The following is a 23168-nucleotide window of genomic DNA, read 5'->3' on the forward strand; positions in this document are numbered from 1 at the left end:
CTGCTCAAAAAATGAGCAGGTGCAGTGGAACACCTGGGTCAGTTTTCAGTCAGCACAATGGGCGAAACTGGGTCATTTTTCGGTCAGCGGCAACAACGATGCCCTGCGAGTGCTCCCCGAAGCGGTTTGCCGATCTTGTCCGGCTCTCCTTCAGCGATCCGCTCGCGGATAACTTTCAGAACCCGTTTTGCCTCGGCCTTGCCTAGCAGAACAAGATCTTGCTCGACATCTGGGTGAAACCGGACGCTCCAAATCATGAGTTCCTGCCTACTTGAAGCGAGCCTCCATGTCCTCAAGGCTCACGGTGGTCTTATCGTCTAGTGTGGCCAGGCGTTCAATGGCCAAGAGTTCAGCACGAAGGTCCTCAAGTTCGTCCTGCAGGGCTTGGTAGGCTTCGACTCCCACCAGTACAGCTGCTGGTTCGTTGTCCTTGAAAATCACCAGATGGCTTACGTCGCCGCTGGTAACCTCCTTCAGTTTCGCACTGAAGCCTCGGACCATTGCTGTGGCGGATACTGCCTGTTCAGCTCGGTCTATGGGTGCACTCATGCGCTTTTGTCTCGACTGGTCGGTAGGTTGGTGTGAGCAATCAGTATCGATGTCGGAATCGCTCACGTCGCATTGCATTGGTGAGTATACGCAAAATAATGCGTAAAACAATGCAGTCTCTGTGGCGCTGGATTAGCGGCTTGCAGCTATGGGCGTTCGCTTGCGGTGCCTTCGTGCTTCTCAATGAATGCTCTGCCCCTGCTATTTTTGTTGCTCAATGCCCCTGCCGCCGACAGCTTCATCAGCCGCTGAAATTTCGGGCATGCCAGATGATCTTCCTCAGGGCACTGCGCCGCATGTCTCAAGCCTTTGCTCATCGCCTGCAAGCGCCTGATCCGTGCATCCAGCTCATCTGCCTTGGCCTGGAGCTTCTGCCGGTCAACCTGCAAGTCCACCAGCATCGCCCCCACTTCATCCAGCGAGAACCCCGCAGCCTGGCCCAAGGCGATCAGCGCCAGGCGGTCTGCCACATCCGCCGCAAACTGCCGCCGCTGGCCGTGCCCGGCGAGTGATTTGAGCAAACCTTTCTTCTCGTAGTAACGCAGTGTCGAGGCGGGTACGCCTGTGCGTTTGGCGACGTCGGCAATGTCCATTTCGGGCCCTTGACTTGAAGTGCACTTCAACTTCTATGCTGCGCGGCATGGTGATGACCGTCAATCTACGAGGGATTTTTCAATGACGTTTACCGCGATGTTTTCAGCGGCCTTGCCGATTGGCATCGGTGCCACAGTGGTGATGGACTTGTGGGGATTGCTGCTGAGGCGCTTGGGCGTTGCCACGCTGAATTTTGCCATGGTCGGGCGTTGGGCGGGGCATTTGCTGAAGGGGCGTGTACGGCATCAGGCGATTGCCAAGGCGAAGCCTGTAAGGCATGAGCTGGCGTTGGGGTGGGGGATTCATTACGCCATCGGCGTGCTGTTCGCGATGCTGCTGGTTGGACTTGTGGGGGAGGGGTGGTTGAAGGCGCCTACCTTGTTGCCTGCGGTGATGGTGGGTGTGTTTACGGTCGTTGCGCCGCTGTGCTTTATGCAGCCAGCGATGGGGGCGGGATTTTTTGCGTCTAGAACACCGACGCCTGCGCGTAACTGCCTGAAGAGCCTGGTTACGCATTTTGTGTTTGGGGTGGGGTTGTTCTTGAGTGCGGGCTTGCTGGCATTGGTGTGAGTGCGACCAATTTGGTCAGAGCCATCTTGCAATGAATACCCCCGCAATCAGCATTCCCAATGTAGAAACTGCGCCGAGGCAGAATAGGAGCACATCCGTCCACGGTGAATATGCTCTGAGCTTGCGCAATTCCTCGTCGAGTATCTCGGCTTCGCTCTTCATGTTCTCGGAGGGTGCTTGGGTGGTACGGCGCATTTGCACTTCCTGGTGGGTAGATGACTAGGGGGATGATGCCTGTAATAACCTTGGCAATCGCACGCATGGTGTGTTTTTAGATGGATCTGACGTCAGCCTGAGATATTTCCTACGGGTCATCTAAGTGCAGCGAATTATCCTACGTGTTCCGTCGACGCCCGTCTGATTGTCCCGGTCAACCTCGCCCACTAGGCTTTTGCGGTCGCTGTCGGTTCAGCGATCGGGTGTGGAAGCCCGGGTGGTTTGGCGGCTGTCGATATGACAGTTGTGCGTGGGAGGCCTTCGGGCCTGCCGGGTTCGCCATACCCCTGGTCTTCCACCCCGCGTACAACTGTCACCCTACGTGTGGAAGCGAAAGGGTGTCCTCAGCCCGGTATGGTGAATTCATGAAAAAACTGGTCCCCGATCCACCCCACGTCTTCGACCTTCCCCAAGGTAAATCCCTTTCCCGCGCCATACACGAAGGCATCGTGCCGATGGAGTTTGCGCTGATGAACGTCACCCACTACCTGATGTTTGCCTATAGCGACAGTCGACGTGCGCTGGAGCGCATCGAGGACGAAGAGACGCGGCAGTTGCTGGAGCATGGGTTGCGGGCCATGCAGATTGCCTGGGGGCAGGCGGATGCTGTCAGTCTGGCGTTTGAGCGCAAAGGTCTGTGATCTTAAGCTTGCAATAGAGATCGTCAGTGCGCCGCGCAAACCTGTGGGAGCGGCTTTAGCCGCGAAGAATCCAACGCGGTGCATGGCACCGGCTGCGCCGATGTTCGCGGCTAAAGCCGCTCCCACAGTGTCCCTGCTAATTCAATGAGTTATGCGCAGTTCTATGAGGGCGGGCTTGCCCGCTCCCACAGTGATCGCGCCGTCTTTGAGGTTTTGAGCCAGGGGTCAGGGACGAGCTACAGATATATTGTCGCCATAACCCGTTCCCCCATACCGCTGCACAATCCGCTCAATCTCCCCCGACTGCTTCATCCGCACCAGCGCCCGCAGCAGCCCTTGCGTCGGTATCGCCGGGTCATTGCGCACCATGCACCCCAGGTCCTGCTCTTCCAGCACCGCCAGCTCCTGTAATTGCTGCTCCCTCGGCAAACCCTGGTTGAACCACTGCAACGACAGCTGGTTGCTCACCGCATGCCGATAGCGCCCGGCCTGCAGCTTTTGCAGCACCAGCTGCTGGCTGCGGCTGTCCTCACGGCGCAGCCGGCCCTGCTCCAGCAGCGGTTGCAGGGTCGAGTAGGTGTAGCCCAGCACCGTGCCGATAGCCTGGGGCGGCAGTTGCTCCGGGGGCATCGGCGTGCTGTTGCCGGCGCGCCCCACCAGCAGGTCACGCTGATGAATCAGCGGGATGCTCCAGACAAAATCGCCCGGGCGGTCGTTGAACCACTGGGTGCTCACATAGCAGCGCACATCGATATCGCCGCTGTTCATGGCCTCCTGCAAGCGCAGGCGGGCCATTACGTGAAACTCCGGGCGTACGCCGACTTCCCTGGCCATGGCTTGCATCAGGTCGTAGACCAGGCCTTCCACCGGCTGGTCGCCTTCGATGCGCACCAGTGGCATGCCCCAGCTTTCGGCGACAGAAAAACGCAGCACGGGCTGCTCAGCCAGGCTGGAGGTGGTCCAGAGCAGCAACAGGGCCAGCAGTGTTCGCAAAGGCAGTCCTCCCTGGATAGCGCGCCAGTATCAAAGCTTAGACGACTCGCGCAGGGTGCAATTTTGCCCCCGCTCCGCTAGCATTAGCGATCTTCCGCTCGATCAGGCTACGATGGTTTTTCGATGAGTTATCAGGTTCTTGCACGTAAATGGCGTCCGCGCTCGTTCCGCGAAATGGTCGGCCAGACCCATGTGCTCAAGGCCTTGATCAATGCCTTGGACAACCAGCGCCTGCACCACGCCTACCTGTTCACCGGTACCCGTGGCGTGGGCAAGACTACCATCGCCCGTATCATCGCCAAGTGCCTTAACTGCGAAACCGGCATTACCTCCACGCCGTGCGGCACCTGTTCGGTGTGCCGGGAGATCGACGAGGGTCGCTTTGTCGACCTGATCGAGATCGACGCCGCCAGCCGCACCAAGGTCGAAGACACCCGCGAACTGCTCGATAACGTGCAGTACGCCCCCAGCCGTGGGCGCTTCAAGGTCTACCTGATCGACGAAGTGCACATGCTCTCGACCCATTCGTTCAACGCCTTGCTCAAGACGCTGGAAGAGCCGCCGCCCTACGTCAAGTTCATTCTCGCCACCACCGACCCGCAGAAGCTGCCGGCCACCATCCTGTCGCGCTGCCTGCAGTTCTCGTTGAAAAACATGAGCCCGGAGCGCGTGGTCGAGCACCTCAGTCATGTGCTGGCCGCTGAAAACGTGCCGTTCGAGCCGGATGCCCTGTGGTTGCTGGGCCGCGCGGCCGATGGCTCGATGCGCGATGCCATGAGCCTTACCGACCAGGCCATCTCCTTTGGCGAGGGCAAGGTGCTGGCCGCCGATGTGCGGGCCATGCTCGGCAGCCTCGATCATGGCCAGGTTTATGGTGTGCTGCAGGCGCTGCTTGAAGGCGACGCTCGGGCCTTGCTGGAGGCCGTGCGCAACCTGGCCGAGCAGGGGCCGGACTGGGCTGGCGTGCTGGCCGAGATGCTCAACGTGCTGCACCGCGTGGCCATTGCCCAGGCGCTGCCGGAGGCGGTGGACAACGGCCAGGGCGATCGTGACCGCGTGCTGGCGCTGGCCCAGGCGCTGCCGGCCGAAGACGTGCAGTTCTATTACCAGATGGGCCTGATTGGCCGCCGTGACCTGCCGTTGGCGCCAGACCCGCGTGGCGGCTTTGAAATGGTCCTGCTGCGCATGCTGGCGTTCCGCCCGGCTGACACCGACGATGCGCCGAAACCGGTGCTAAAGCCAGTGGGGATCAGCCAGGCCACAGCTGATCCTGCAACGCCGGTGGCAGCGCCAGCGGTTGCCGTAGCTCCGCCGGTTGCTGTGGTGGAAGCTGCTGCGCCGGTTGCTGAGCCACAGGCCGAGGCCCCTGCGCCGGCCGAGCCAGTACCTCAGCCAGTAGTAGAGGCACAATCGGTCGTTGAGCCTGCTCCGGTTATCGAGGCCGAGCCGGAACCACAACCACAACCAGAGCCGGCTGCAGAGGTCATCGACCTGCCCTGGGAAGAGCCAGCTCCAGCGCCTGCGCCAGCTATGGTTGAGCCCGAGCCTGCGCCCGTAGCTGCCCCTGCACCTGCACCAGTGGCAGCCGCCCCGGGCCACGACGACGCGCCCCCGTTCGATCCCTCTGCCTACGCCGGTGTCGGCATGGACCGCGACGATGATCCGCCGCTGGACGAAGACTATTACGGTGGCGAAAGCGACCCGGTCGGTTTCAGCTACCTGGATGAACTGGCCGAGCACGTCCAGGAAGAAGCACCCAAGCCTGCAACCGCGCCCCTGCCAGCGGCCAAGCCGGCCACCGGCCTGGCCTTGCAATGGCTGGAATTATTCCCACAGTTGCCTGTGTCCGGTATGACAGGCAACATCGCCGCAAACTGTACGCTGATTGCCGCCGATGGCGACGACTGGCTGCTGCACCTGGACCCTGGCCAAGGCGCGCTGTTCAACGCCACCCAGCAGCGGCGCCTGAACGAGGCGCTTAACCAGCACCTGGGGCGTACGCTGAACCTGCGCATCGAGCTGATCTTGCCCGAGCAGGAAACCCCGGCCCAGGCGGCAGCGCGCAAGCGTGCCGAGCGCCAGCAGGACGCGGTCACCTCGATCGAGCAGGATCCGTTGATCCAGCAGATGATCAAGTTGTTCGGTGCCAAGGTGCGGCAGGATACTATTGAGCCTGTAGAGGCCCTGGCCAATCAGGGCCAGTAACGGATAACCATGCGGCCGGCCCGGTGCCGGGCCGCATCACATGACCCAATCGAGGTATACCCCATGATGAAAGGTGGCATGGCCGGCCTGATGAAGCAGGCCCAGCAGATGCAGGAAAAGATGCAGAAGATGCAGGAAGAGCTGGCCAACGCCGAAGTCACTGGCCAGTCCGGTGGTGGCCTGGTGAGCGTGGTGATGACCGGTCGTCACGACGTCAAGCGCGTCAGCATCGACCAGAGCCTGATGTCGACTGAAGAAGACGACAAGGAAGTGCTGGAAGACCTGATCGCCGCTGCATTGAACGACGCCGTGCGCAAGGTCGAGCAGAGCAGCCAGGAAAAGATGGGCGGCATGACCGCCGGCATGCAACTGCCGCCGGGCTTCAAGATGCCGTTCTAAGGCATTGCGCTTCTGAAAACCGCCGCTGACAACAGCGGCGGTTTTTTTTACCTTGTGCAAGCAGGTCCGGCGATAGGGTCTGCTGATTTGACGCCCCCGCCCCCGCTGGGTATAAACCGCCTCTTATTGAATTGTCAGGCCTTCCCCATGAGCTTCAGCCCCCTCATCCGCCAACTGATCGACGGCCTGCGCATCCTGCCAGGTGTCGGCCAGAAAACCGCCCAGCGCATGGCCCTGCAACTGCTTGAGCGCGACCGCAGCGGCGGCCTGCGCCTGGCCCAGGCCTTGACCCAGGCCATGGAAGGGGTAGGGCATTGCCGCCAGTGCCGCACGCTCACCGAGCAGGAGCTGTGCCCGCAATGCGCCGACCCGCGCCGCGACGACTCCCAGCTATGCGTGGTCGAGGGGCCGACCGATGTGTATGCGGTGGAGCAGACCGGCTACCGTGGCCGGTACTTTGTGCTCAAGGGCCACTTGTCGCCGCTGGACGGCCTGGGGCCGGAGGCGATAGGCATTCCGCAGCTGATGGCGCGGATCGAGGAGCAGGGCACCTTTACCGAAGTGATCCTGGCGACCAACCCGACGGTAGAAGGCGAGGCGACGGCGCATTACATTGCGCAGTTGCTGAACGAGAAGGGGTTGGTGGCTTCGCGGATTGCCCATGGCGTGCCGCTGGGGGGCGAGCTGGAGATGGTGGATGGTGGGACTTTGGCCCATGCCTTTGCGGGGCGGCGGCCTATTTCGCTCTGATCCGGAATTGTTGGGGCCGCTTTACGGCCCATTCGCGGGTAAACCCGCTCCTACAAAGATCGCATTTTTTTCGCGGTCTTTGTAGGAGCGGGTTTACCCGCGAATGGGCTGCAAAGCAGCCCCAAAAGCCAACTCAATACTCGCTGAGGGAAAACTCGGTCAGGCAGAAGGTAGGCACCCCAGCCGCCTGCAACCGGCGCGACCCGTCCAGCTCAGGCAGGTCAATAATCGCCGCCGCCTCAAACACCTGTGCCCCGGTGCGGCGCACCAGGTTGGCCGCCGCCAGCAGCGTACCGCCAGTCGCAATCAAATCATCGAAAATCAGCACCGAATCCCCTTCGCACAGGCTGTCGGCATGCACTTCCAGGAAGGCTTCGCCGTACTCGGTCTGGTAACCCTCGCTCAGCACGTCAGCTGGCAGCTTGCCCTGCTTGCGGAACAGGATCAGCGGCTTGTTCAACTGGTGGGCGATGATCGAGCCGATCAAAAAGCCCCGCGCGTCCATGGCGCCGATGTGGCTGAACTCGGCCTCGACATAGCGCTCGATGAACTGGTCGGCCACATAGCGCAGCCCGCGCGGCGACTGGAACAGCGGGGTGATGTCGCGGAAGATCACTCCCGGTTTGGGGAAGTCCACTACCGGGCGGATCAGGGCTTTGAGGTCGAAGGCGTCGCTGTGCATTGTTGCGGGTATCCTGGGAAAACGAATGCCCAAGTATACCCGCTAAACGCCGGCCTCAGGCCTCGATTGCACCACCGGCCAGCGCACACAGCTGGATCGGGTCGAGGATATGCACTTCCTTGCCTTCGGCGCGCAGCAGGCCGTTTTGCTGGAAGCGGGTGAACACCCGCGACACGGTTTCTACCGCCAGGCCCAGGTAGTTGCCGATTTCGTTGCGCGACATGCTCAGGCGGAACTGGTTGGCCGAATAGCCGCGGGCGCGGAAGCGTGCCGACAGGTTGACCAGGAAAGTGGCAATGCGCTCGTCGGCGGTCTTTTTCGACAGCAGCAGCATCATTTGCTGGTCGTCGCGGATTTCCCGGCTCATCACCCGCATCAGCTGGCGGCGTAGCTGCGGCAGCTGTACCGACAACTCGTCGAGGCGCTCGAAGGGGATTTCGCAGACCGAGGTGGTTTCCTGGGCCTGGGCTGACACCGGGTAGGCCTCGGTGTCCATGCCCGACAGGCCGACCAGTTCGCTGGGCAGGTGGAAGCCAGTGATCTGCTCTTCGCCGCTGTCACTGAGGCTGAAGGTTTTCAGGGCGCCGGAACGTACTGCGTAGACCGAGCCGAAATTGTCACCCTGGCGGAACAGGAACTCGCCTTTTTTCAGCGGACGCCCCCGTTTGACGATTTCATCCAGTGCATCCATGTCTTCCAGGTTCAGCGAAAGAGGTAGGCACAGGGGGGCCAGGCTGCAGTCCTTGCAATGGGCCTGGTTGTGGGCGCGCAGTTTGACTGGCTCGGACATTTGAATCGATCCTTGTGGGAAAGCACACATAAGTCGTAAGGGTAACCTACGACACAGGGTGTAGGCCAGTGTGCGCGATGATGGTGCGCGCTGGCGAAACCCCGGCAGGTGACCTGCCGGGAGTCCTTGTACGCCCATAGTGTGCCTGGCCAGGAGGCTTGTCCATGCGGTTGAACGCCTCGGTTTTCAGATCACCCGCGAGAAGCGCTGGCGGTTCTGCATGGCCAGGTAGGCGTCGAACACCATGCACACCGAGCGCGCCAGCAGGCGGCCGGCCGGGAGGATGCGGATGCCCTTGTCGTCGAGGCTGATCAGGCCGTCGCGCTGCAAGGTCAGCAGCTCGGGCCAGAGGTCGTTGAAGTAGCCACGGAAATCAATGGTGAAGGCCTGTTCGATCGGTTCGAAATCCAGCTCGAAATGGCAGATCAGCTGCTGTATCACCGCCCGCCGAATGCGGTCGTCATGGTTGCACACCAGGCCGCGCTGGGTGGCCAGCTGGGCGTTGGACAGGCTGTCCTGGTAGGTGTTGAGGTCGCTGCTGTTCTGGCAGTACAGGTCGCCGATCTGGCTGATCGCCGACACGCCCAGGCCAATCAGGTCGCAGTGGCCGTGGGTGGTGTAGCCCTGGAAGTTGCGCTGCAGGGTGCCTTCTTCTTGGGCGATGGCCAGTTCGTCGTCAGGCAGGGCGAAATGGTCCATGCCGATGTAACGGTAGCCGGCGGCGGTCAGCTGGTCGATGGTGCTGTGCAGCATCTCCAGCTTGGCCGCAGCGCTGGGCAGGTCATTGCTGTCGATACGCCGCTGGGGCATGAAGCGCTCGGGCAGGTGGGCGTAGTTGAACACCGATAACCGGTCGGGTTGCAGGCGAATCACTTCTTCGACGGTGCGGGCGAAACCTTCCGGGGTTTGCTTGGGCAAGCCGTAGATCAGGTCGAGGTTGACCGAGCGGAACTGCAACGTGCGTGCGGCCTCGATCAGGGTACGCGTCTGCTCCAGGCTCTGCAGGCGGTTGATCGCGCGCTGCACGGCCGGGTCGAGGTCTTGCACGCCCAGGCTGACACGGTTGAAGCCCAGTTCGCGCAGCAGGCCCATGGTCGACCAGTCGGCTTCGCGCGGGTCGATCTCGATGCCGTAGTCGCCGGAGTCGTCGTCCAGCAGGTGAAAATGCCGGCGCAGAGTGGCCATCAGCTGGCGCAGTTCCACATGGCTGAGGAAGGTTGGCGTGCCACCGCCGAAATGCAGCTGCTCAACACGCTGTTTAGGCTCCAGGTGGCAGGCAATCAGCTGGATTTCCTGCTCCAGGCGCTGCAGGTAGGGCGCGGCGCGGGCACGGTCCTTGGTGATGACCTTGTTGCAAGCGCAGTAGTAGCAGATGTTGGCGCAGAACGGCACATGCACGTACAGCGACAGCGGGCGCACGGCCCGACGGCTCTCGCGCAGGGCGTGGAGCAGGTCGAACGAGCCCACCTCGCTGTGCAGTTGCACGGCGGTCGGGTAGGAGGTGTAGCGTGGCCCGGCGAGATCGTAGCGGCGGATCAGGTCGGTATCCCAACGAATGTCGTCGAGCATGTGGGCGGTCCCCGGAAAGAGCAGCAGTGCTCCGGAGTCTATGGGCGTCTGTAGGAATCTGTGTTGATTTGTATCAAGGGGAATTGGCAGTGCAAACGGGGGCCGTTGTGGGCTTGTCCCGCGAATGGGCTCACGCGGCGCTTGGCACCGGCGTTGCCGGTGTTCGCGGGCCAAGCCCGCTCCCACAGATTATCTCCATCAATGTCCCATCAGCCAATGCTGGTGCGGCCCCGGCATGGTCCACACGCCAAACAGCATCACCAGCACCCCTCCAGCCACGCGCACACTGCGCCGTCTCAACAAAGCGTTTACCCGCTCCGCAGCCAATCCGGTAGCCAGCAGCACCGGCCAGGTGCCCAGCCCGAACGCCAGCATCAGCGCTGCACTGTACCCGGCATTGCCCTGGCTGGCCGCCCACAGCAAGGTGCTGTACACCAGCCCGCACGGCAACCAGCCCCACAAGGCCCCCAGCAGCAACGCGCGGGGCAGGCTGGACACCGGCAGCAGGCGTGACGCCACCGGCTGGATGTGCCGCCACAGCCCGCGGCCCAATGCCTCGATACGGGTCAGCCCGCTCCACCAGCCGGCCAGGTACAGCCCCATGGCAATCAACAGCAACGCTGCCACCACCCGCAGCGCCAGCGCCGCCGGGCTGCTGGCCACGGCCCAACCGGCCAGGCCCAGCAACAGGCCGGCGCAGGCATAGCTGAAGATGCGCCCAAGGTTGTACGCCAGCAGCAGGCGCAGACGCTTGCCACGTTGTTCGGGGGGGATGGCCAGGGTCAGCGCGCCCATCAGGCCGCCGCACATGCCCAGGCAATGGCCACCGCCGAGCAAGCCAAGAATCAACGCCGAGCCAAGCAGGGGAAGCAGGTCAGGCACGGGGTGGTGGTTCCTTGTCGGCGTCGGCCGGGGTCTCGTCAGGCTTCACCGCCGCCTGGTGGCGCGGGTCCTGGTCGTCGAACAGGATGCTGTGGGCAGGGCTTTCCAGGTCGTCGTACTGGCCGCTGTCCACCGCCCAGAAGAAGATGTACACGGCCACGCCGACCAGCAGCAGGGCTGCGGGGATCATGACATAGAGGGCGGGCATGGTGACTTCCTCCCGGGCTGGGGTGCTGCGGTTTTCGGCAGGGCCGTTGCCTGCGGCATGCGGGTCAGGCGCAGGGCATTGAGCACCACGATCAGCGAACTGACCGACATGCCGATGGCGGCCCACACCGGGGTGATCCAGCCGAGCGCGGCAAACGGCAACATCAGGCCATTATACAGGGTCGCCCACAGCAGGTTCTCGAGGATGTTGCGGCGGGTGCGGCGGGCCAGGTCGAAGGCTTGTACCAGCGCCTGCAGGCGGTTGGACAGCAGTACGGCGTCGGCGCTGGTCTTGGCAAGATCCGTGGCGCTGCCCATGGCGATGCTGATGTCGGCGGCGGCCAGCACCGGCACGTCGTTGACCCCGTCGCCCAGCATCAGCACCTTGCGACCGGCCACCTGCAAGGCTTTGAGCTGGTCCAGCTTGTCGTCCGGGCGCAGGCCGCCAATGGCCTGGTCGATGCCCAGTTGCGCGGCCACTTCGGCGACCATCGGCGAGCTGTCCCCCGACAGCAGCAGCGTGCGCCAGCCACGGGCCTTGCAGGCGGCAAGCAGGGCGGGGGCATCGTCGCGCAGGCGGTCGTCCAGGCCGAACCAGGCCAGTGGCCCCTGGCGGTCGCCCAGCAGCAGCCACTGGCCGCGCGGCTCCGGAACACCGGGGATTTCCGCGCCGCTCAGGGCGCAGACAAAGGTGGCCTGGCCAATGCGCAGGCGTTGGCCGTCGACCAGCCCTTCCAGGCCCAGGCCGGGTATGGTCTGCACATCGTCGGCAGGTGTTGCGGTGCGGCCGAAGGCGCGGGCGATGGGGTGTTCGGAGCGGTTCTCCAGTGCTGCGGCCAGGGCCAGGCAGCGGTCGGCGGCCTGGCTGCCGAGCGGGCGGATGCTGCGCAAGGTCAGGCGGCCTTCAGTCAGGGTGCCGGTCTTGTCGAAAATCACCGTGTCGATCTGGTTCAGGCCTTCCAGTACATGGCCGCGGGTCACCAGCAGGCCGAGCTTGTGCAAGGTGCCGGTGGCAGCGGTCAACGCCGTGGGCGTAGCGAGGGATAGCGCGCAAGGGCAGGTCGCCACCAGCATCGCCAGCACGATCCAGAATGCCCGGGTCGGGTCCAGGTGCCACCACCACAGGCCGATGGCCACGGCGGCCAGCAGCGAGAACAGCAGGAACCACTGCGAAGCCCGGTCGGCGATTTCGGCCAGGCGCGGCTTTTCGGTCTGGGCGCGCTCCAGCAGGCGCACAATGGCCGACAGCCGTGAGTCGTGGCCGAGGGCTTCGACTTCCACGTTCAGGGTGCTTTCGACATTCAGCGTGCCGCCGGTAACCCGTTCGCCAACCCGGCGCGGTTGCGGCAGGTATTCGCCGGTCAGCAGCGACTCATCGACGCTGGAACGGCCTTCGACGATACGCCCGTCGGCAGGGATTACCGCGCCTGGCAGTACCTGCACCGTATCACCACGCTGCAGCTCGCTAAGCAGGATGCGCTCGCTGCGGCCAATGGTATCCAGGCGCAGGCACGAGGCCGGTAGCAGGTTGACCAGTTGCGCCGTGGCCGCAGCAGTGCGTTCGCGGGCGCGGCGCTCCAGGTAGCGGCCGGTGAGCAGGAACAGGGCGAACATGCCCACGGTGTCGAAATACAGCTCGCCGCTGCCGGTAATGGCGGTCCAGATGCCTGCGCCGAAGGCCAGGCCGATGGCCAGCGACACCGAAACGTCCATGGTCAGGTGGCGGGTGCGCAGGTCGCGCGCTGCGCCTTTGAAGAACGGCGCACAGCTGTAGAACACGATGGGGATGGTCAGGAACAATGCGACCCAGCGCAGGATGGTGTGCAGCTCGGGCGACAAGTCGATGTTGAATTCCGGCCAGGTGGCCATGGTCGCCATCATGGCCTGGAACCACAGCAGCCCGGCCACGCCCAGGCGGCGCAGGGCGCTGCGGTTTTCCCGGGCCAGCTGCTCGGCAGCCTGGTCGGGCTGGTATGGGTGGGCGGCGTAGCCGATCTGGCGCAGCTCGGCGAGCAGGCGCGAGAGCGGCAGCTGCTTGTCGTCCCAGTTCAGCAGCAGGCGGTGGTTGGACAGGTTCAGGCGCGCCTCGGCGACGCCAGGCAGGTTGCGCAGGTGTTTTTCGATCAGCCAGCCGCAGGCGGCGCAGCTGATGCCTTCGACCAGCAGGGTGGCTTCAGCCAGCTCGCCCTGGTGGCGGACGAAGGTTTGCTGCACGTCGCTGCGGTCGTACAGGGCCAGCTCGTCCTGCAGTTGTTTGGGCAGGGCTTCGGGGTTGGCGCTGTTGTCGCTGCGGTGCTGGTAGTAGTGCTCCAGGCCACCGGCGACGATCGACTCGGCCACCGCCTGGCAGCCGGGGCAGCAGAACTGCCGGGGCTGGCCGAGGACCACGGCGGTGAAGCGGCTGCCGGCAGGGACGGGCAGGGCGCAGTGGTAGCAGGGGGTGGGTTGGGTCATCACATCATTGCCTTACACATATCGGCCGGCTGGCGCGCACCCCTGTAGGAGCGGCCTTGTGTCGCGAAAGGGCTGCGTAGCAGCCCCAGCAATTTATGCTGCGAAGCTGAGATCGTGGGGCCGCTTCGCGCCCCTTTCGCGACACGAGGCCGCTCCTACAAGTGCTCGGCGCCTTGGATGGCTTCGTCACCCAGTTGCAAGGTCACGCCATGCACGACCTTTTCCTCCTCGAACAAGCGCCACACCTGGCCACCTTCGCTACCCAGCAGCTCAACGAAGCGCCGCCCGTCAACCTTGTCCTCCAACTGCCCCACATAACGCCCCGCCTCTACCCGGCTCAGCAGCACCTTGCGGTCCTTTTCCGGCTGGGTTGGCGAAATCAGGTTCAGCTCCAGGTTCTGCGGGTCGCTGTTGCCGGTGAGGCGCAGGTCCACTTCGCCGGTCAGTTCGTCCAGGTGCACGCTGGCCTTCAGGCCCAGGTTCTGCGCCAGCAGTTCACGGTCCAGCGAGCGGTTGATGCCCTTGCCGGCCTCGTAGTAGTTGTCGTTCACCAGGTTGTCCGGGTTGTGCACGGCAATGCTGACCATGGTCAGGCTCAGGCACACCGAGGTGGTGAGGATGCCGATGATGATCCAGGGCCAGAGGTGCTTGTACCAGGGGCTGGCGGCGGTGGCAGGCATTGTTGGTTATCTCTCTTAGCGGATCTGTGGGCCGATGAAGCGGCTCTTGGCTTCAACCTGGGCGGCGCTGTCGTCGGCGCTCTTGAGGATGAAGGTGACTTCGTTGGTGGTCGACGGCAGTTTTTCCGGCGCGACCGACAGCTGTACCGGCAGGCTGACGATATCACCGGCGGCCACGCGGATCTCGCGCTGGCCGGCGAGCTTGAGGTCTGGCAGGCCGGTGGCGTCCAGCACGTAGACGTGGTCGCGCTGGTCCTTGTTCATCACTTTCAGGCTGTACACGTTCTCGATCCGGCCCTGGGCGTTCTCGCGGTACAGCACGCGGTCCTTGCTGACGTCAAAACCGACCAGCGAACGGGTGGCGAAGGCCGTGGCCAGGCCGACCATCATCACCAGCAGCACCACGGCGTAGCCGATCAGGCGCGGGCGCAGCATGTGGGTCTTCTGCCCGGACAGGTTGTGTTCGGTGGTGTAGCTGATCAGCCCTTTGGGGTAGTTCATCTTGTCCATGATGCTATCGCAGGCGTCGATGCACGCCGCGCAGCCAATGCACTCGATCTGCAGGCCGTCACGGATATCGATGCCGGTGGGGCAGACCTGCACGCACATCGTGCAGTCGATGCAGTCACCCAGGCCCTGGGCCTTGTAGTCGGTATCTTTCTTGCGCGGGCCACGGGTTTCGCCACGGCGCGGGTCGTAGGACACGATCAGCGTGTCCTTGTCGAACATCACGCTCTGGAAGCGTGCGTAGGGGCACATGTACACGCACACCTGCTCGCGCAGCCAGCCGGCGTTGCCGTAGGTGGCAAGGGTGAAGAAACCGACCCAGAAGTAGGCCCAGCCATCGGCCTGGCCGGTGAAGAATTCGATGGCCAGTTCACGGATTGGCGAGAAGTAGCCGACAAAGGTCATGCCGGTGACGAAGCCGATCAGCAGCCACAGGCTGTGCTTGGCGAACTTGCGCAGGAACTTGTTGCCGCTCATGGGCGCCTTGTCGAGCTTCATGCGCTGGTTGCGGTCGCCCTCGGTGACTTTTTCGCACCACATGAAAATCCACGTCCACACGCTTTGCGGGCAGGTGTAGCCGCACCACACCCGGCCGGCGTAGACGGTGACGAAGAACAGGCCGAAGGCGGCGACGATAAGAATGCCCGAAAGCAGGATGAAGTCCTGCGGCCAGATGGTGGCGCCGAAGATGTAGAACTTGCGCTCTGGCAGGTTCCACCACACGGCCTGGTGGCCACCCCAGTTCAGCCACACGGTGCCGAAGTACAGCAGGAACAGCACAGCACCGCCAACCATGCGCAGACGGCGGAACAGGCCGGTGAAGGCGCGGGTGTAGATTTTCTCGCGGGAGGCGTAGAGGTCGACGGAATCCTTCCCTTTGTTGGCAGGCGGGGTGACGTCATGTACCGGAATTTGCTTGCTCATCATCAAGTCCCACGGCAGTGGAGAAACGCCGCGGCCAGTGCGTGCCGGCCGCAGTCTCGCGCAATCTGCTAGCGCTCTGCGGCCCATGATACGCCGCTGATGGCAGTATGGGGCCGCACTGCGACCTTTAGTCGCGTTGGGTTCGTGGTATGAAACGTGTTATGGCGGGTGTCAATTGATCCAGGTCATTTGCCTGTGAAAAATGCAGTGCCAGTACCGGCCTCTTCGCGGCTAAAGCCGCTCCTACAATTGACCGCGATCGTTGTAGGAGCGGCTTTAGCCGCGAAGAGGCCAGACCTGCCTTAATCAGCCTTGGCCTGTTCCTGGTCCTTGTGCGACAGGCTGTAAACATAAGCCGCCAGCAGGTGCACCTTGTCGTTACCCTGCATCTGCTCCTGCGCCGGCATCTGCCCCTGGCGGCCATAACGAATGGTCTGCTGCAACTGGGCAAAGCTCGAACCGTAGATGAACGCCTGCGGATGGGTCAGGTTCGGCGCGCCCATGGCTGGCGTACCCTTGCCTTCCGGGCCGTGGCAGGCCACGCAGTTGGCGGCGAAGATCTTCTGCCCGTTCTCGGCATCGGCCTTTGCGCCTTCCGGCAGCGTGCGGCCGTCCAGCTTGCTGACCACGAACGCGGCCACGTCGGCCACGCCCTGTTCACCGATCACCTCGGCCCAGGCCGGCATCACGCCGTGGCGGCCGCCCATGATGGTGGTCTTGATGGTGTCTGGCTCGCCGCCCCAGCGCCAGTCGTTGTCGGTCAGGTTGGGGAAGCCGAAGGCGCCCTTGGCGTCGGAACCGTGGCACACCGAGCAGTTGGAGGCGAACAGCCGTGCGCCCATTTTCAGCGCCTGCGGGTCCTTGGCTACTTCCTCGAGCGGCATGGCGGCGAACTTGGCGAAGATCGGCCCGAAGCGGGCGTCGGCCTTGGCCATTTCCTTTTCCCACTCGTGCACGCCGGTCCAGCCCGGTTGGCCGTTGGAAAACTCGGTCTGCTTGTCGGTATCCAGGTACGAGTAGCCCGGCAGGATGCCTTTCCAGTTGCCCAGGCCCGGGTACAGCACCAGGTAGCCGAGGGCGAAGATGATGGTGCCGACGAACAGCCAGAACCACCATTTCGGCAGTGGGTTGTCGTATTCCTCGATGCCATCGAAGGCATGCCCGACGGTTTCGTCGGTAACCTCTTCGCGCTGGCCCTTGCGGGTCGACAGCAGCAGCCAGGTCAGCGAGAAGATGGTGCCCAGGGTCAGGACGGTTACGTACAGACTCCAGAAGGTTGTCATTGTTTTTTGCTCCCAGAAGCTTTTGCGTGCTCGTGCTCGTGCTCGTGCTCGTGCTCGTGCTCGACGTGGCGGCAGGCGGAGGGGTCATCCGCGAAGGGCAGTTGGGTCGCTTCGTCGAAGTCCTTTTTACGCCGTGGGTTGAACACCCACAGCGCCAGGCCCACGAAGGCCACCATCACCACGACGGTGCCCAGGCCGCGAATCATCCCGATATCCATCAGCGTCACCGTTTGCTCTTGATGATGGTGCCAAGACCCTGCAGGTACGCGACAATGGCGTCCATTTCGGTCTTGCCCTTGACCGCGTCACGCGCGCCGGCAATGTCGGCGTCGGTGTACGGCGTGCCGAGTGTGCGCAGCACTTCCATCTTCTTCGCGGTGTCCTTGCCGTCGAGCTTGTTCTCGACCAGCCACGGGTAGGACGGCATCTTCGATTCCGGTACCACGTTGCGCGGGTTGTACAGGTGCGCACGGTGCCAGTCATCGGAGTAGCGGCCACCGACCCGGGCCAGGTCCGGCCCGGTACGCTTGGAGCCCCACAGGAACGGGTGGTCCCACACGCTCTCGCCGGCCACCGAGTAGTGGCCGTAGCGCTCGGTTTCGGCACGGAACGGGCGGATCATCTGCGAGTGGCAGCCCACGCAGCCTTCGCGGATATAGATATCGCGGCCTTCCAGCTCCAGCGCGGTGCGCGGCTTCATGCCTTCGACCGGTTTGTTGGTGACGTCCTGGAAAAACAGCGGGACGATCTGGGTCAGGCCACCGACGCTCACGGCGATGACCATGAAGAAGGCCAGCAGGCCTATGTTCTTCTCGACGGCTTCATGCTTCATCAGTGCGCTCCCACAACGACGATCTTGGCGGCTTCCTCAGCCTGTGCCGGGTTGGCGGCACGTACGGTACGGAACACGTTGTAGGCCATCAGCAGCATGCCGCTGGCGAAGAACGCACCGCCCAGGGCGCGGACGATATAGCCAGGGTGGCTGGCCTGCAGGGCTTCGACGAACGAGTAGGTGAGGGTGCCGTCATCGTTGATGGCGCGCCACATCAGGCCTTGGGTGATGCCGTTGACCCACATCGAGGCGATGTACAGCACGGTACCGATGGTGGCCAGCCAGAAGTGCGCGTTGATCAGGCCGACGCTGTGCATCTGCTCGCGGCCGTACAGGCGCGGGATCATGTGGTACACCGCACCGATCGAGATCATCGCTACCCAGCCGAGGGCGCCGGCGTGGACGTGGCCGATGGTCCAGTCGGTGTAGTGCGACAGCGAGTTCACGGTCTTGATGGCCATCATCGGGCCTTCGAAGGTGGACATGCCGTAGAACGCCAGCGACACCACCAGGAAGCGCAGGATCGGGTCGGTGCGCAGTTTGTGCCAGGCACCGGACAGGGTCATCATGCCGTTGATCATGCCGCCCCAGCTGGGTGCCAGCAGGATGATCGACATTACCATGCCCAGCGACTGCGCCCAGTCCGGCAGGGCGGTGTAGTGCAGGTGGTGCGGGCCGGCCCAGATGTACAGGGTGATCAGCGCCCAGAAGTGCACGATCGACAGGCGATACGAGTAGATCGGCCGCTCGGCCTGCTTGGGCACGAAGTAGTACATCATCCCCAGGAAGCCGGTGGTGAGGAAGAAGCCCACGGCGTTGTGGCCGTACCACCACTGGATCATCGCGTCGGTGGCGCCGGAGTAAGCCGAGTACGACTTGAACAGGCTCACTGGCAGCGAGATGTGGTTGACGATGTGCAGCATCGCGGTGACCACGATGAAGGCACCGTAGAACCAGTTGCCGACGTAGATGTGCTTGGTCTTGCGCTTGACGATGGTGCCGAAGAACACCAGCCCGTAGGTGACCCAGACGATGGCCAGCAGGATTGCCAGCGGCCACTCGAGCTCGGCATATTCCTTGGTGGTGGTGAAGCCCATCGGCAGGGTGATCAGCGCGCCGACGATCACTGCCTGCCAACCCCAGAAGGTGAAGGCGGCCATGCTGTCGGAGATCAGCCGGGTCTGGCAGGTGCGCTGCACCACGTAGTAGCTGGTGCCGAACAGCGCACAGCCCCCGAAGGCGAAGATCACCAGGTTGGTGTGCAGCGGGCGCAGGCGGCCGAAGCTGGTCCAGGGCAGGTCCAGGTTCAGTTGCGGCCATACCAGCTGCGAGGCGATGAAGACGCCGAGGCCCATGCCAAGGATCCCCCAGACCACCGTCATGATGGCGAACTGGCGGACGACCTTATAGTTATAAGCAGTCGGACTGATTGCTGTGCTCATTCTAAGGTTCCACGGTTTTGATGTTCTTGTTGGTCGAAAAATCGGCGCCAGTATTGATAACCAGCAAGGTTACCGCAACGCAACTTTGGTACGCCGACCCGTGTCCGAGCCCGTTCACTGATGTCCCGCAGTGATCGGGTTCGGCCGATTGTACACAAATAAATACTTGTAATGTGTACCGTTTTTCACATTTTTCTGATCGTTCGGTCAAGCTTTTTTCGGGACGGCGACAGGCTATGCGCCGCGTCTGCTTCGGTCCTTTCGGCGCGAAGCCCACTGAGGCAACAAGCTTAGTTCTGTTCGGAGGGGGTGCAAGGGAGGAGGGGGCGGGGGCGGTGGGGCGGCGTGTATGGTTTGAGAGTTAAGGGGGGGGGCGGGGTGTAAGGTTTGATGGTTATGGTGGGGCGGGTGTGTAGGGTTCAATGGTTATGGTGGGGCGGATATCGAGCGCCGCAGGTGTTCGCCGCAACATGTTCAGCGCCTGTGAAATCGAGCGCCGCCCGCGCGGCGCTTCGCGGCTAAAGCCGCTCCTACGTTTGTTTCAGGCCAGTATCGCCTGTGCCAGGCGCGCGCGACCGCCTTGTTTGTACGACGCGATATCGAGACATGCGCCAAGGCGTTCGCGCGCAAATCCCACAGGAATAATTGGCCAGAAACAAACGTAGGAGCGGCTTTAGCCGCGAAGCGCCGCGCGGGCGGCGCTCGATTTCACAGGCGCTGAACATGTTGCGGTGAACACCTGCGGCGCTCGATCTCACAGGCGCTGCATCTCTCCCGGCGAACTCACTGCGCAGTCACAGCCTCAGCAGCCGTATCCTGCGACAGGCTATACACATACGCCGCCAGCAAGTGCACCTTGTCATTACCCTGAATCTCAGACTGCGCCGGCATCTGCCCCTGGCGACCATAACGAATGGTCTGCTGCAACTGGGCAAAACTCGAACCATAGATGAACGCCTGCGGATGGGTCAGGTCTGGCGCGCCCATGGCCGGGGTGCCTTTGCCTTCCGGCCCGTGACAGGCCACGCAGTTGCCGGCGAAGATTTCCTTGCCCTTGGCCGGATCGGCCTTGGCGCCTTCTGGCAGTTCACGGCCGTCCATGCTGGTCAGCACGAACGCAGCCACATCGGCCACGCCCTGCTCGCCAATCACCTCGGCCCAGGCCGGCATCACGCCATGACGGCCGTTCATGATCGAAGCCTTGATGGTTTCCGCTTCGCCGCCCCAGCGCCAGTCCTTGTCGGTGAGGTTGGGGAAGCCAAAGGCGCCCTTGGCGTCCGAGCCGTGGCACACCGAGCAGTTGGAGGCAAACAGGCGACCGCCCATTTTCAGCGCCTGCGGGTCCTTGGCCACTTCCTCCACCGGCATGGCGGCGTATTTGGCGAAGATCGGCCCGAACTTGGCATCGGCCTTGTCCATTTCCTTCTGCCATTCGTTGGCACCGGTCCAGCCATTTTCATAGCCCGGCAGAATGCCTTTCCAGTTGCCCAGGCCCGGGTAGAGGACCAGGTAGCCGACCGCGAACACCAGGGTGCCGACGAACAGCCAGAACCACCACTTGGGCAGCGGGTTGTCATACTCCTCGATACCGTCGAAGCTGTGGCCCATGGTCTGGTCGGTGGTGTTGTTGCTCTGGCCCTTGCGGGTAGCAAGCAGCAGCCAGGTCAGGCCAATCAGGCTACCGATGGTCAGTACGCTGATGTACGTACTCCAGAAGGTGGTCATTGCCCGTTACTCCTTTTTGCAGCAGGTTCCTGCCCTACCGAGGGCAGGCGGTCGTCGACGAAGGGCAGCAGGCTTGCTTCGGCGAAATCACGGTCGCGGCGGCGGTTGAATACCCACAGGGAGAGGCCGATAAAGGCGATCATCACCACCAGGGTGCCCAGGCCGCGGATCATGCCGATGTCCATTTCCATCGCTCTCACCTCTTGTTCTTGATCGCGGTGCCAAGCACCTGCAGGTAGGCGACCAGCGCGTCCATTTCGGTCTTGCCCTTGACGGCGTCGCGGGCCCCGGCAATGTCGTCGTCGGTGTACGGCACGCCCAGGGTGCGCAGGGTGCGCATCTTCACGTCGGTGTGGCTGTTATCCACCTGTTCGGCGACTAGCCACGGGTACGACGGCATTTTCGACTCCGGTACCACGTTGCGCGGGTTGTACAGGTGCGCACGGTGCCAGTCGTCCGAGTAGCGGCCACCGACCCGGGCCAGGTCCGGCCCGGTACGCTTGGAACCCCACAGGAACGGGTGGTCCCACACGCTCTCGCCGGCCACCGAGTAGTGGCCGTAGCGCTCGGTTTCGGCGCGGAACGGGCGGATCATCTGCGAGTGGCAGCCCACGCAGCCTTCGCGGATGTAGATATCGCGGCCTTCCAGTTGCAGCGCGGTGTAGGGCTTCATGCCTTCCACCGGCTTGTTGGTGACGTCCTGGAAGAACAGCGGGACGATCTGGGTCAGGCCGCCGATACTGACGGCAAATACCATCAGCAGCGCCATCAGGCCGACGTTTTTCTCGATGACTTCATGTTTCATCAGGCAAGTCTCCTCAAGCCAGCTGGGCGTTCGCAGGGGCGACATCGAGCGCCGGCGAACGCACGGTGCGCCAGGTGTTCCAGGCCATCAGGAACATGCCGCTGAGGAAGATCGCACCGCCGACGAAGCGCACGATGAAGCCTGGGTGGCTGGCCACCAGGGTTTCCACGAACGAGTAGGTGAGCGTGCCGTCGCTGTTGACTGCGCGCCACATCAGGCCCTGGGCGATACCGTTGACCCACATCGAGGCGATGTACAGAACGGTGCCGATGGTGGCCAGCCAGAAGTGCGCGTTGATCAGGCCGAGGCTGTACATGCGCTCTTTGCCGAACACTTTAGGGATGGTGTGGTACAGCGCGCCGATCGAGATCATCGCTACCCAGCCGAGGGCGCCGGCGTGGACGTGGCCGATGGTCCAGTCGGTGTAGTGCGACAGCGCGTTGACCGTCTTGATGGCCATCATCGGCCCTTCGAAAGTGGACATGCCGTAGAACGCCAGCGACACCACCAGGAAGCGCAGGATCGGGTCGCTGCGCAGTTTGTGCCAGGCGCCCGACAGGGTCATCATGCCGTTGATCATGCCGCCCCAGCTGGGCGCCAGCAGGATCAGCGACATCACCATGCCCAGCGACTGCGCCCAGTCAGGCAGGGCGGTGTAGTGCAGGTGGTGCGGGCCAGCCCAGATGTACAGGGTGATCAGCGCCCAGAAGTGCACGATCGACAGGCGATAGGAGTACACCGGGCGCTCGGCCTGCTTGGGCACGTAGTAGTACATCATCCCCAGGAAGCCCGCGGTCAGGAAGAAGCCCACGGCGTTGTGGCCGTACCACCACTGCACCATGGCGTCGGTAGCGCCGGCGTAGACCGAGTACGACTTGGTCAGGCTGACGGGCAGCTCCAGGTTGTTGACGATGTGCAGCAACGCCACGGTCAGGATGAAAGCACCGAAGAACCAGTTACCCACGTAGATGTGCTTGGTGTTGCGCTTCATCAGCGTGCCGAAGAACACGATGGCGTAGCTCACCCAGACAATGGTGATCAGGATATCGATCGGCCATTCCAGTTCGGCGTATTCCTTGGAGCTGGTGTAGCCCAGCGGCAGGCTGATGGCCGCCAGCAGGATCACCAGTTGCCAGCCCCAGAAACTGAACGCAGCCAGCTTTGGTGCGAACAGGGTGGTCTGGCAGGTGCGTTGCACCGAATAATAGGAGGTGGCGAACAGCGCGCAGCCGCCGAAGGCGAAGATCACCGCATTGGTATGCAGGGGGCGCAGGCGGCCGAAGCTGGTCCAGGGGAGGTCGAAGTTGAGGGAAGGCCAGGCGAGCTGGGCGGCGATGAAGACGCCGAGCCCCATCCCGACGATTCCCCACACCACCGTCATGATGGCGAATTGGCGGACCACCTTGTAGTTATAGGCGGTACTGCTGGTTGTGTTCATGTATGGGTTCCCATCCACGGTTATTTGGCAG

The 23168-nt window shown here is 63.0% G+C and carries 25 protein-coding genes; 5 read left to right on the plus strand and 20 right to left on the minus strand.

Features of this window, described 5'->3' with window-relative positions; all coding sequences use genetic code 11:
* Positions 1 to 267: 267 nt before the first annotated feature.
* Both ACIP1G_RS24555 and ACIP1G_RS24560 read right to left on the minus strand, forming a co-directional pair.
* Positions 268 to 501, minus strand: coding sequence for a type II toxin-antitoxin system Phd/YefM family antitoxin (locus tag ACIP1G_RS24555; protein ID WP_400741659.1), 234 nt, complete (start codon positions 499 to 501; stop codon positions 268 to 270).
* A gap of 194 nt (positions 502 to 695) precedes the next feature.
* Entirely contained in the window at positions 696 to 1142 is a 447-nt protein-coding gene (locus tag ACIP1G_RS24560; RefSeq protein WP_400741567.1) for a helix-turn-helix domain-containing protein, read from the minus strand.
* Positions 1143 to 1224: 82 nt separating this feature from the next.
* On the opposite strand from ACIP1G_RS24560, the gene ACIP1G_RS24565 reads away from it, so the two are divergent.
* Positions 1225 to 1713, plus strand: a complete 489-nt coding sequence (locus tag ACIP1G_RS24565; RefSeq protein WP_400741569.1) for a DUF2938 domain-containing protein — start codon at positions 1225 to 1227, stop codon at positions 1711 to 1713.
* A 15-nt stretch (positions 1714 to 1728) separates the two neighbouring features.
* Here ACIP1G_RS24565 and ACIP1G_RS24570 read toward each other — a convergent pair whose 3' ends face one another.
* Complete coding sequence (locus tag ACIP1G_RS24570) at positions 1729 to 1908, minus strand: hypothetical protein (RefSeq protein ID WP_400741572.1); 180 nt, start codon at positions 1906 to 1908, stop codon at positions 1729 to 1731.
* A 386-nt stretch (positions 1909 to 2294) separates the two neighbouring features.
* Between ACIP1G_RS24570 and ACIP1G_RS24575 the strand changes: the two genes are divergently transcribed.
* Positions 2295 to 2570 (plus strand): hypothetical protein, encoded by a 276-nt coding sequence (locus tag ACIP1G_RS24575; RefSeq protein ID WP_400741574.1) that lies wholly within the window; start codon positions 2295 to 2297, stop codon positions 2568 to 2570.
* Positions 2571 to 2795: 225 nt separating this feature from the next.
* Here ACIP1G_RS24575 and ACIP1G_RS24580 read toward each other — a convergent pair whose 3' ends face one another.
* Positions 2796 to 3563 (minus strand): substrate-binding periplasmic protein, encoded by a 768-nt coding sequence (locus ACIP1G_RS24580; RefSeq protein WP_400741577.1) that lies wholly within the window; start codon positions 3561 to 3563, stop codon positions 2796 to 2798.
* Between the two features lie 123 nt (positions 3564 to 3686).
* On the opposite strand from ACIP1G_RS24580, the gene dnaX reads away from it, so the two are divergent.
* From dnaX to recR, 3 genes are all read left to right on the plus strand, one after another.
* Positions 3687 to 5768, plus strand: a complete 2082-nt coding sequence (gene dnaX / locus ACIP1G_RS24585; protein WP_400741580.1) for a DNA polymerase III subunit gamma/tau — start codon at positions 3687 to 3689, stop codon at positions 5766 to 5768.
* Between the two features lie 63 nt (positions 5769 to 5831).
* Positions 5832 to 6167, plus strand: coding sequence for a YbaB/EbfC family nucleoid-associated protein (locus ACIP1G_RS24590; protein ID WP_201199092.1), 336 nt, complete (start codon positions 5832 to 5834; stop codon positions 6165 to 6167).
* Between the two features lie 147 nt (positions 6168 to 6314).
* Positions 6315 to 6917: a recombination mediator RecR gene (recR, locus tag ACIP1G_RS24595; protein WP_400741584.1), complete on the plus strand. Its 603-nt coding sequence runs from the start codon at positions 6315 to 6317 to the stop codon at positions 6915 to 6917.
* Between the two features lie 133 nt (positions 6918 to 7050).
* Here the strand turns inward: recR and ACIP1G_RS24600 are convergent, their stop codons facing one another.
* The 16 genes from ACIP1G_RS24600 to ccoN (ACIP1G_RS24675) form a co-directional block, all read right to left on the minus strand.
* Positions 7051 to 7599: an adenine phosphoribosyltransferase gene (locus ACIP1G_RS24600; RefSeq protein WP_009683910.1), complete on the minus strand. Its 549-nt coding sequence runs from the start codon at positions 7597 to 7599 to the stop codon at positions 7051 to 7053.
* A 55-nt stretch (positions 7600 to 7654) separates the two neighbouring features.
* A complete protein-coding gene (fnrA, locus tag ACIP1G_RS24605; protein WP_400614019.1) occupies positions 7655 to 8389 on the minus strand; it encodes a Crp/Fnr family transcriptional regulator FnrA in 735 nt (244 codons plus the stop codon).
* Positions 8390 to 8575: 186 nt separating this feature from the next.
* On the minus strand, positions 8576 to 9958 hold the full coding sequence (gene hemN / locus ACIP1G_RS24610; RefSeq protein WP_400741586.1) for an oxygen-independent coproporphyrinogen III oxidase: 1383 nt from the start codon (positions 9956 to 9958) through the stop codon (positions 8576 to 8578).
* A gap of 198 nt (positions 9959 to 10156) precedes the next feature.
* Positions 10157 to 10840, minus strand: a complete 684-nt coding sequence (locus ACIP1G_RS24615; RefSeq protein WP_400741588.1) for a sulfite exporter TauE/SafE family protein — start codon at positions 10838 to 10840, stop codon at positions 10157 to 10159.
* Entirely contained in the window at positions 10833 to 11048 is a 216-nt protein-coding gene (gene ccoS / locus ACIP1G_RS24620) for a cbb3-type cytochrome oxidase assembly protein CcoS (protein ID WP_400741590.1), read from the minus strand. The genes ACIP1G_RS24615 and ccoS overlap by 8 nt, the downstream gene beginning before the upstream one ends.
* The gene (locus tag ACIP1G_RS24625) at positions 11027 to 13501 is read right to left on the minus strand and encodes a heavy metal translocating P-type ATPase (RefSeq protein WP_400741593.1); all 2475 of its coding nucleotides are present in this window, start codon (positions 13499 to 13501) and stop codon (positions 11027 to 11029) included. The genes ccoS and ACIP1G_RS24625 overlap by 22 nt, the downstream gene beginning before the upstream one ends.
* Before the next feature lie 155 nt (positions 13502 to 13656).
* Positions 13657 to 14181 carry a FixH family protein gene (locus ACIP1G_RS24630; protein WP_400741595.1) on the minus strand — a complete coding sequence of 175 codons (525 nt, stop codon included), beginning with the start codon at positions 14179 to 14181 and terminating at the stop codon, positions 13657 to 13659.
* A 15-nt stretch (positions 14182 to 14196) separates the two neighbouring features.
* Positions 14197 to 15612: a cytochrome c oxidase accessory protein CcoG gene (ccoG, locus tag ACIP1G_RS24635; protein ID WP_400741598.1), complete on the minus strand. Its 1416-nt coding sequence runs from the start codon at positions 15610 to 15612 to the stop codon at positions 14197 to 14199.
* A gap of 302 nt (positions 15613 to 15914) precedes the next feature.
* Complete coding sequence (ccoP, locus tag ACIP1G_RS24640) at positions 15915 to 16895, minus strand: cytochrome-c oxidase, cbb3-type subunit III (protein ID WP_400741600.1); 981 nt, start codon at positions 16893 to 16895, stop codon at positions 15915 to 15917.
* On the minus strand, positions 16892 to 17113 hold the full coding sequence (locus ACIP1G_RS24645) for a cbb3-type cytochrome oxidase subunit 3 (RefSeq protein WP_400741661.1): 222 nt from the start codon (positions 17111 to 17113) through the stop codon (positions 16892 to 16894). The genes ccoP (ACIP1G_RS24640) and ACIP1G_RS24645 overlap by 4 nt, the downstream gene beginning before the upstream one ends.
* Before the next feature lie 5 nt (positions 17114 to 17118).
* Positions 17119 to 17727: a cytochrome-c oxidase, cbb3-type subunit II gene (gene ccoO, locus ACIP1G_RS24650; protein ID WP_003254286.1), complete on the minus strand. Its 609-nt coding sequence runs from the start codon at positions 17725 to 17727 to the stop codon at positions 17119 to 17121.
* Complete coding sequence (gene ccoN / locus ACIP1G_RS24655; RefSeq protein WP_400741602.1) at positions 17727 to 19169, minus strand: cytochrome-c oxidase, cbb3-type subunit I; 1443 nt, start codon at positions 19167 to 19169, stop codon at positions 17727 to 17729. The genes ccoO (ACIP1G_RS24650) and ccoN (ACIP1G_RS24655) overlap by 1 nt, the downstream gene beginning before the upstream one ends.
* 783 nt (positions 19170 to 19952) lie before the next feature.
* Positions 19953 to 20894 (minus strand): cytochrome-c oxidase, cbb3-type subunit III, encoded by a 942-nt coding sequence (gene ccoP / locus ACIP1G_RS24660; protein WP_400741604.1) that lies wholly within the window; start codon positions 20892 to 20894, stop codon positions 19953 to 19955.
* Positions 20891 to 21085 carry a cbb3-type cytochrome oxidase subunit 3 gene (locus tag ACIP1G_RS24665; RefSeq protein WP_400741606.1) on the minus strand — a complete coding sequence of 65 codons (195 nt, stop codon included), beginning with the start codon at positions 21083 to 21085 and terminating at the stop codon, positions 20891 to 20893. The genes ccoP (ACIP1G_RS24660) and ACIP1G_RS24665 overlap by 4 nt, the downstream gene beginning before the upstream one ends.
* 5 nt (positions 21086 to 21090) lie before the next feature.
* Positions 21091 to 21699 (minus strand): cytochrome-c oxidase, cbb3-type subunit II, encoded by a 609-nt coding sequence (gene ccoO / locus ACIP1G_RS24670; RefSeq protein ID WP_400741607.1) that lies wholly within the window; start codon positions 21697 to 21699, stop codon positions 21091 to 21093.
* Between the two features lie 13 nt (positions 21700 to 21712).
* On the minus strand, positions 21713 to 23137 hold the full coding sequence (gene ccoN, locus ACIP1G_RS24675; RefSeq protein WP_400741609.1) for a cytochrome-c oxidase, cbb3-type subunit I: 1425 nt from the start codon (positions 23135 to 23137) through the stop codon (positions 21713 to 21715).
* Positions 23138 to 23168 lie beyond the last annotated feature (31 nt).

It is taken from the genome of Pseudomonas sp. NPDC089392, assembly GCF_044749595.1.
In the GTDB taxonomy this organism is placed as follows: domain Bacteria; phylum Pseudomonadota; class Gammaproteobacteria; order Pseudomonadales; family Pseudomonadaceae; genus Aquipseudomonas.

What these genes read in the sequence shown, in the direction of transcription:
- ACIP1G_RS24555 (WP_400741659.1), bottom strand. Translation starts at nt 501, where the DNA reads ATGGTCCGAGGCTTCAGTGCGAAACTGAAGGAGGTTACCAGCGGCGAC.
- ACIP1G_RS24560 (WP_400741567.1), bottom strand. Translation starts at nt 1,142, where the DNA reads ATGGACATTGCCGACGTCGCCAAACGCACAGGCGTACCCGCCTCGACA.
- ACIP1G_RS24565 (WP_400741569.1), top strand. Translation starts at nt 1,225, where the DNA reads ATGACGTTTACCGCGATGTTTTCAGCGGCCTTGCCGATTGGCATCGGT.
- ACIP1G_RS24570 (WP_400741572.1), bottom strand. Translation starts at nt 1,908, where the DNA reads ATGCGCCGTACCACCCAAGCACCCTCCGAGAACATGAAGAGCGAAGCC.
- ACIP1G_RS24575 (WP_400741574.1), top strand. Translation starts at nt 2,295, where the DNA reads ATGAAAAAACTGGTCCCCGATCCACCCCACGTCTTCGACCTTCCCCAA.
- dnaX (WP_400741580.1), top strand. Translation starts at nt 3,687, where the DNA reads ATGAGTTATCAGGTTCTTGCACGTAAATGGCGTCCGCGCTCGTTCCGC.
- ACIP1G_RS24590 (WP_201199092.1), top strand. Translation starts at nt 5,832, where the DNA reads ATGATGAAAGGTGGCATGGCCGGCCTGATGAAGCAGGCCCAGCAGATG.
- recR (WP_400741584.1), top strand. Translation starts at nt 6,315, where the DNA reads ATGAGCTTCAGCCCCCTCATCCGCCAACTGATCGACGGCCTGCGCATC.
- ACIP1G_RS24600 (WP_009683910.1), bottom strand. Translation starts at nt 7,599, where the DNA reads ATGCACAGCGACGCCTTCGACCTCAAAGCCCTGATCCGCCCGGTAGTG.
- fnrA (WP_400614019.1), bottom strand. Translation starts at nt 8,389, where the DNA reads ATGTCCGAGCCAGTCAAACTGCGCGCCCACAACCAGGCCCATTGCAAG.
- hemN (WP_400741586.1), bottom strand. Translation starts at nt 9,958, where the DNA reads ATGCTCGACGACATTCGTTGGGATACCGACCTGATCCGCCGCTACGAT.
- ccoS (WP_400741590.1), bottom strand. Translation starts at nt 11,048, where the DNA reads ATGCCCGCCCTCTATGTCATGATCCCCGCAGCCCTGCTGCTGGTCGGC.
- ACIP1G_RS24625 (WP_400741593.1), bottom strand. Translation starts at nt 13,501, where the DNA reads ATGACCCAACCCACCCCCTGCTACCACTGCGCCCTGCCCGTCCCTGCC.
- ACIP1G_RS24630 (WP_400741595.1), bottom strand. Translation starts at nt 14,181, where the DNA reads ATGCCTGCCACCGCCGCCAGCCCCTGGTACAAGCACCTCTGGCCCTGG.
- ccoG (WP_400741598.1), bottom strand. Translation starts at nt 15,612, where the DNA reads ATGAGCAAGCAAATTCCGGTACATGACGTCACCCCGCCTGCCAACAAA.
- ccoP (WP_400741600.1), bottom strand. Translation starts at nt 16,895, where the DNA reads ATGACAACCTTCTGGAGTCTGTACGTAACCGTCCTGACCCTGGGCACC.
- ACIP1G_RS24645 (WP_400741661.1), bottom strand. Translation starts at nt 17,113, where the DNA reads ATGGATATCGGGATGATTCGCGGCCTGGGCACCGTCGTGGTGATGGTG.
- ccoO (WP_003254286.1), bottom strand. Translation starts at nt 17,727, where the DNA reads ATGAAGCATGAAGCCGTCGAGAAGAACATAGGCCTGCTGGCCTTCTTC.
- ccoN (WP_400741602.1), bottom strand. Translation starts at nt 19,169, where the DNA reads ATGAGCACAGCAATCAGTCCGACTGCTTATAACTATAAGGTCGTCCGC.
- ccoP (WP_400741604.1), bottom strand. Translation starts at nt 20,894, where the DNA reads ATGACCACCTTCTGGAGTACGTACATCAGCGTACTGACCATCGGTAGC.
- ACIP1G_RS24665 (WP_400741606.1), bottom strand. Translation starts at nt 21,085, where the DNA reads ATGGAAATGGACATCGGCATGATCCGCGGCCTGGGCACCCTGGTGGTG.
- ccoO (WP_400741607.1), bottom strand. Translation starts at nt 21,699, where the DNA reads ATGAAACATGAAGTCATCGAGAAAAACGTCGGCCTGATGGCGCTGCTG.
- ccoN (WP_400741609.1), bottom strand. Translation starts at nt 23,137, where the DNA reads ATGAACACAACCAGCAGTACCGCCTATAACTACAAGGTGGTCCGCCAA.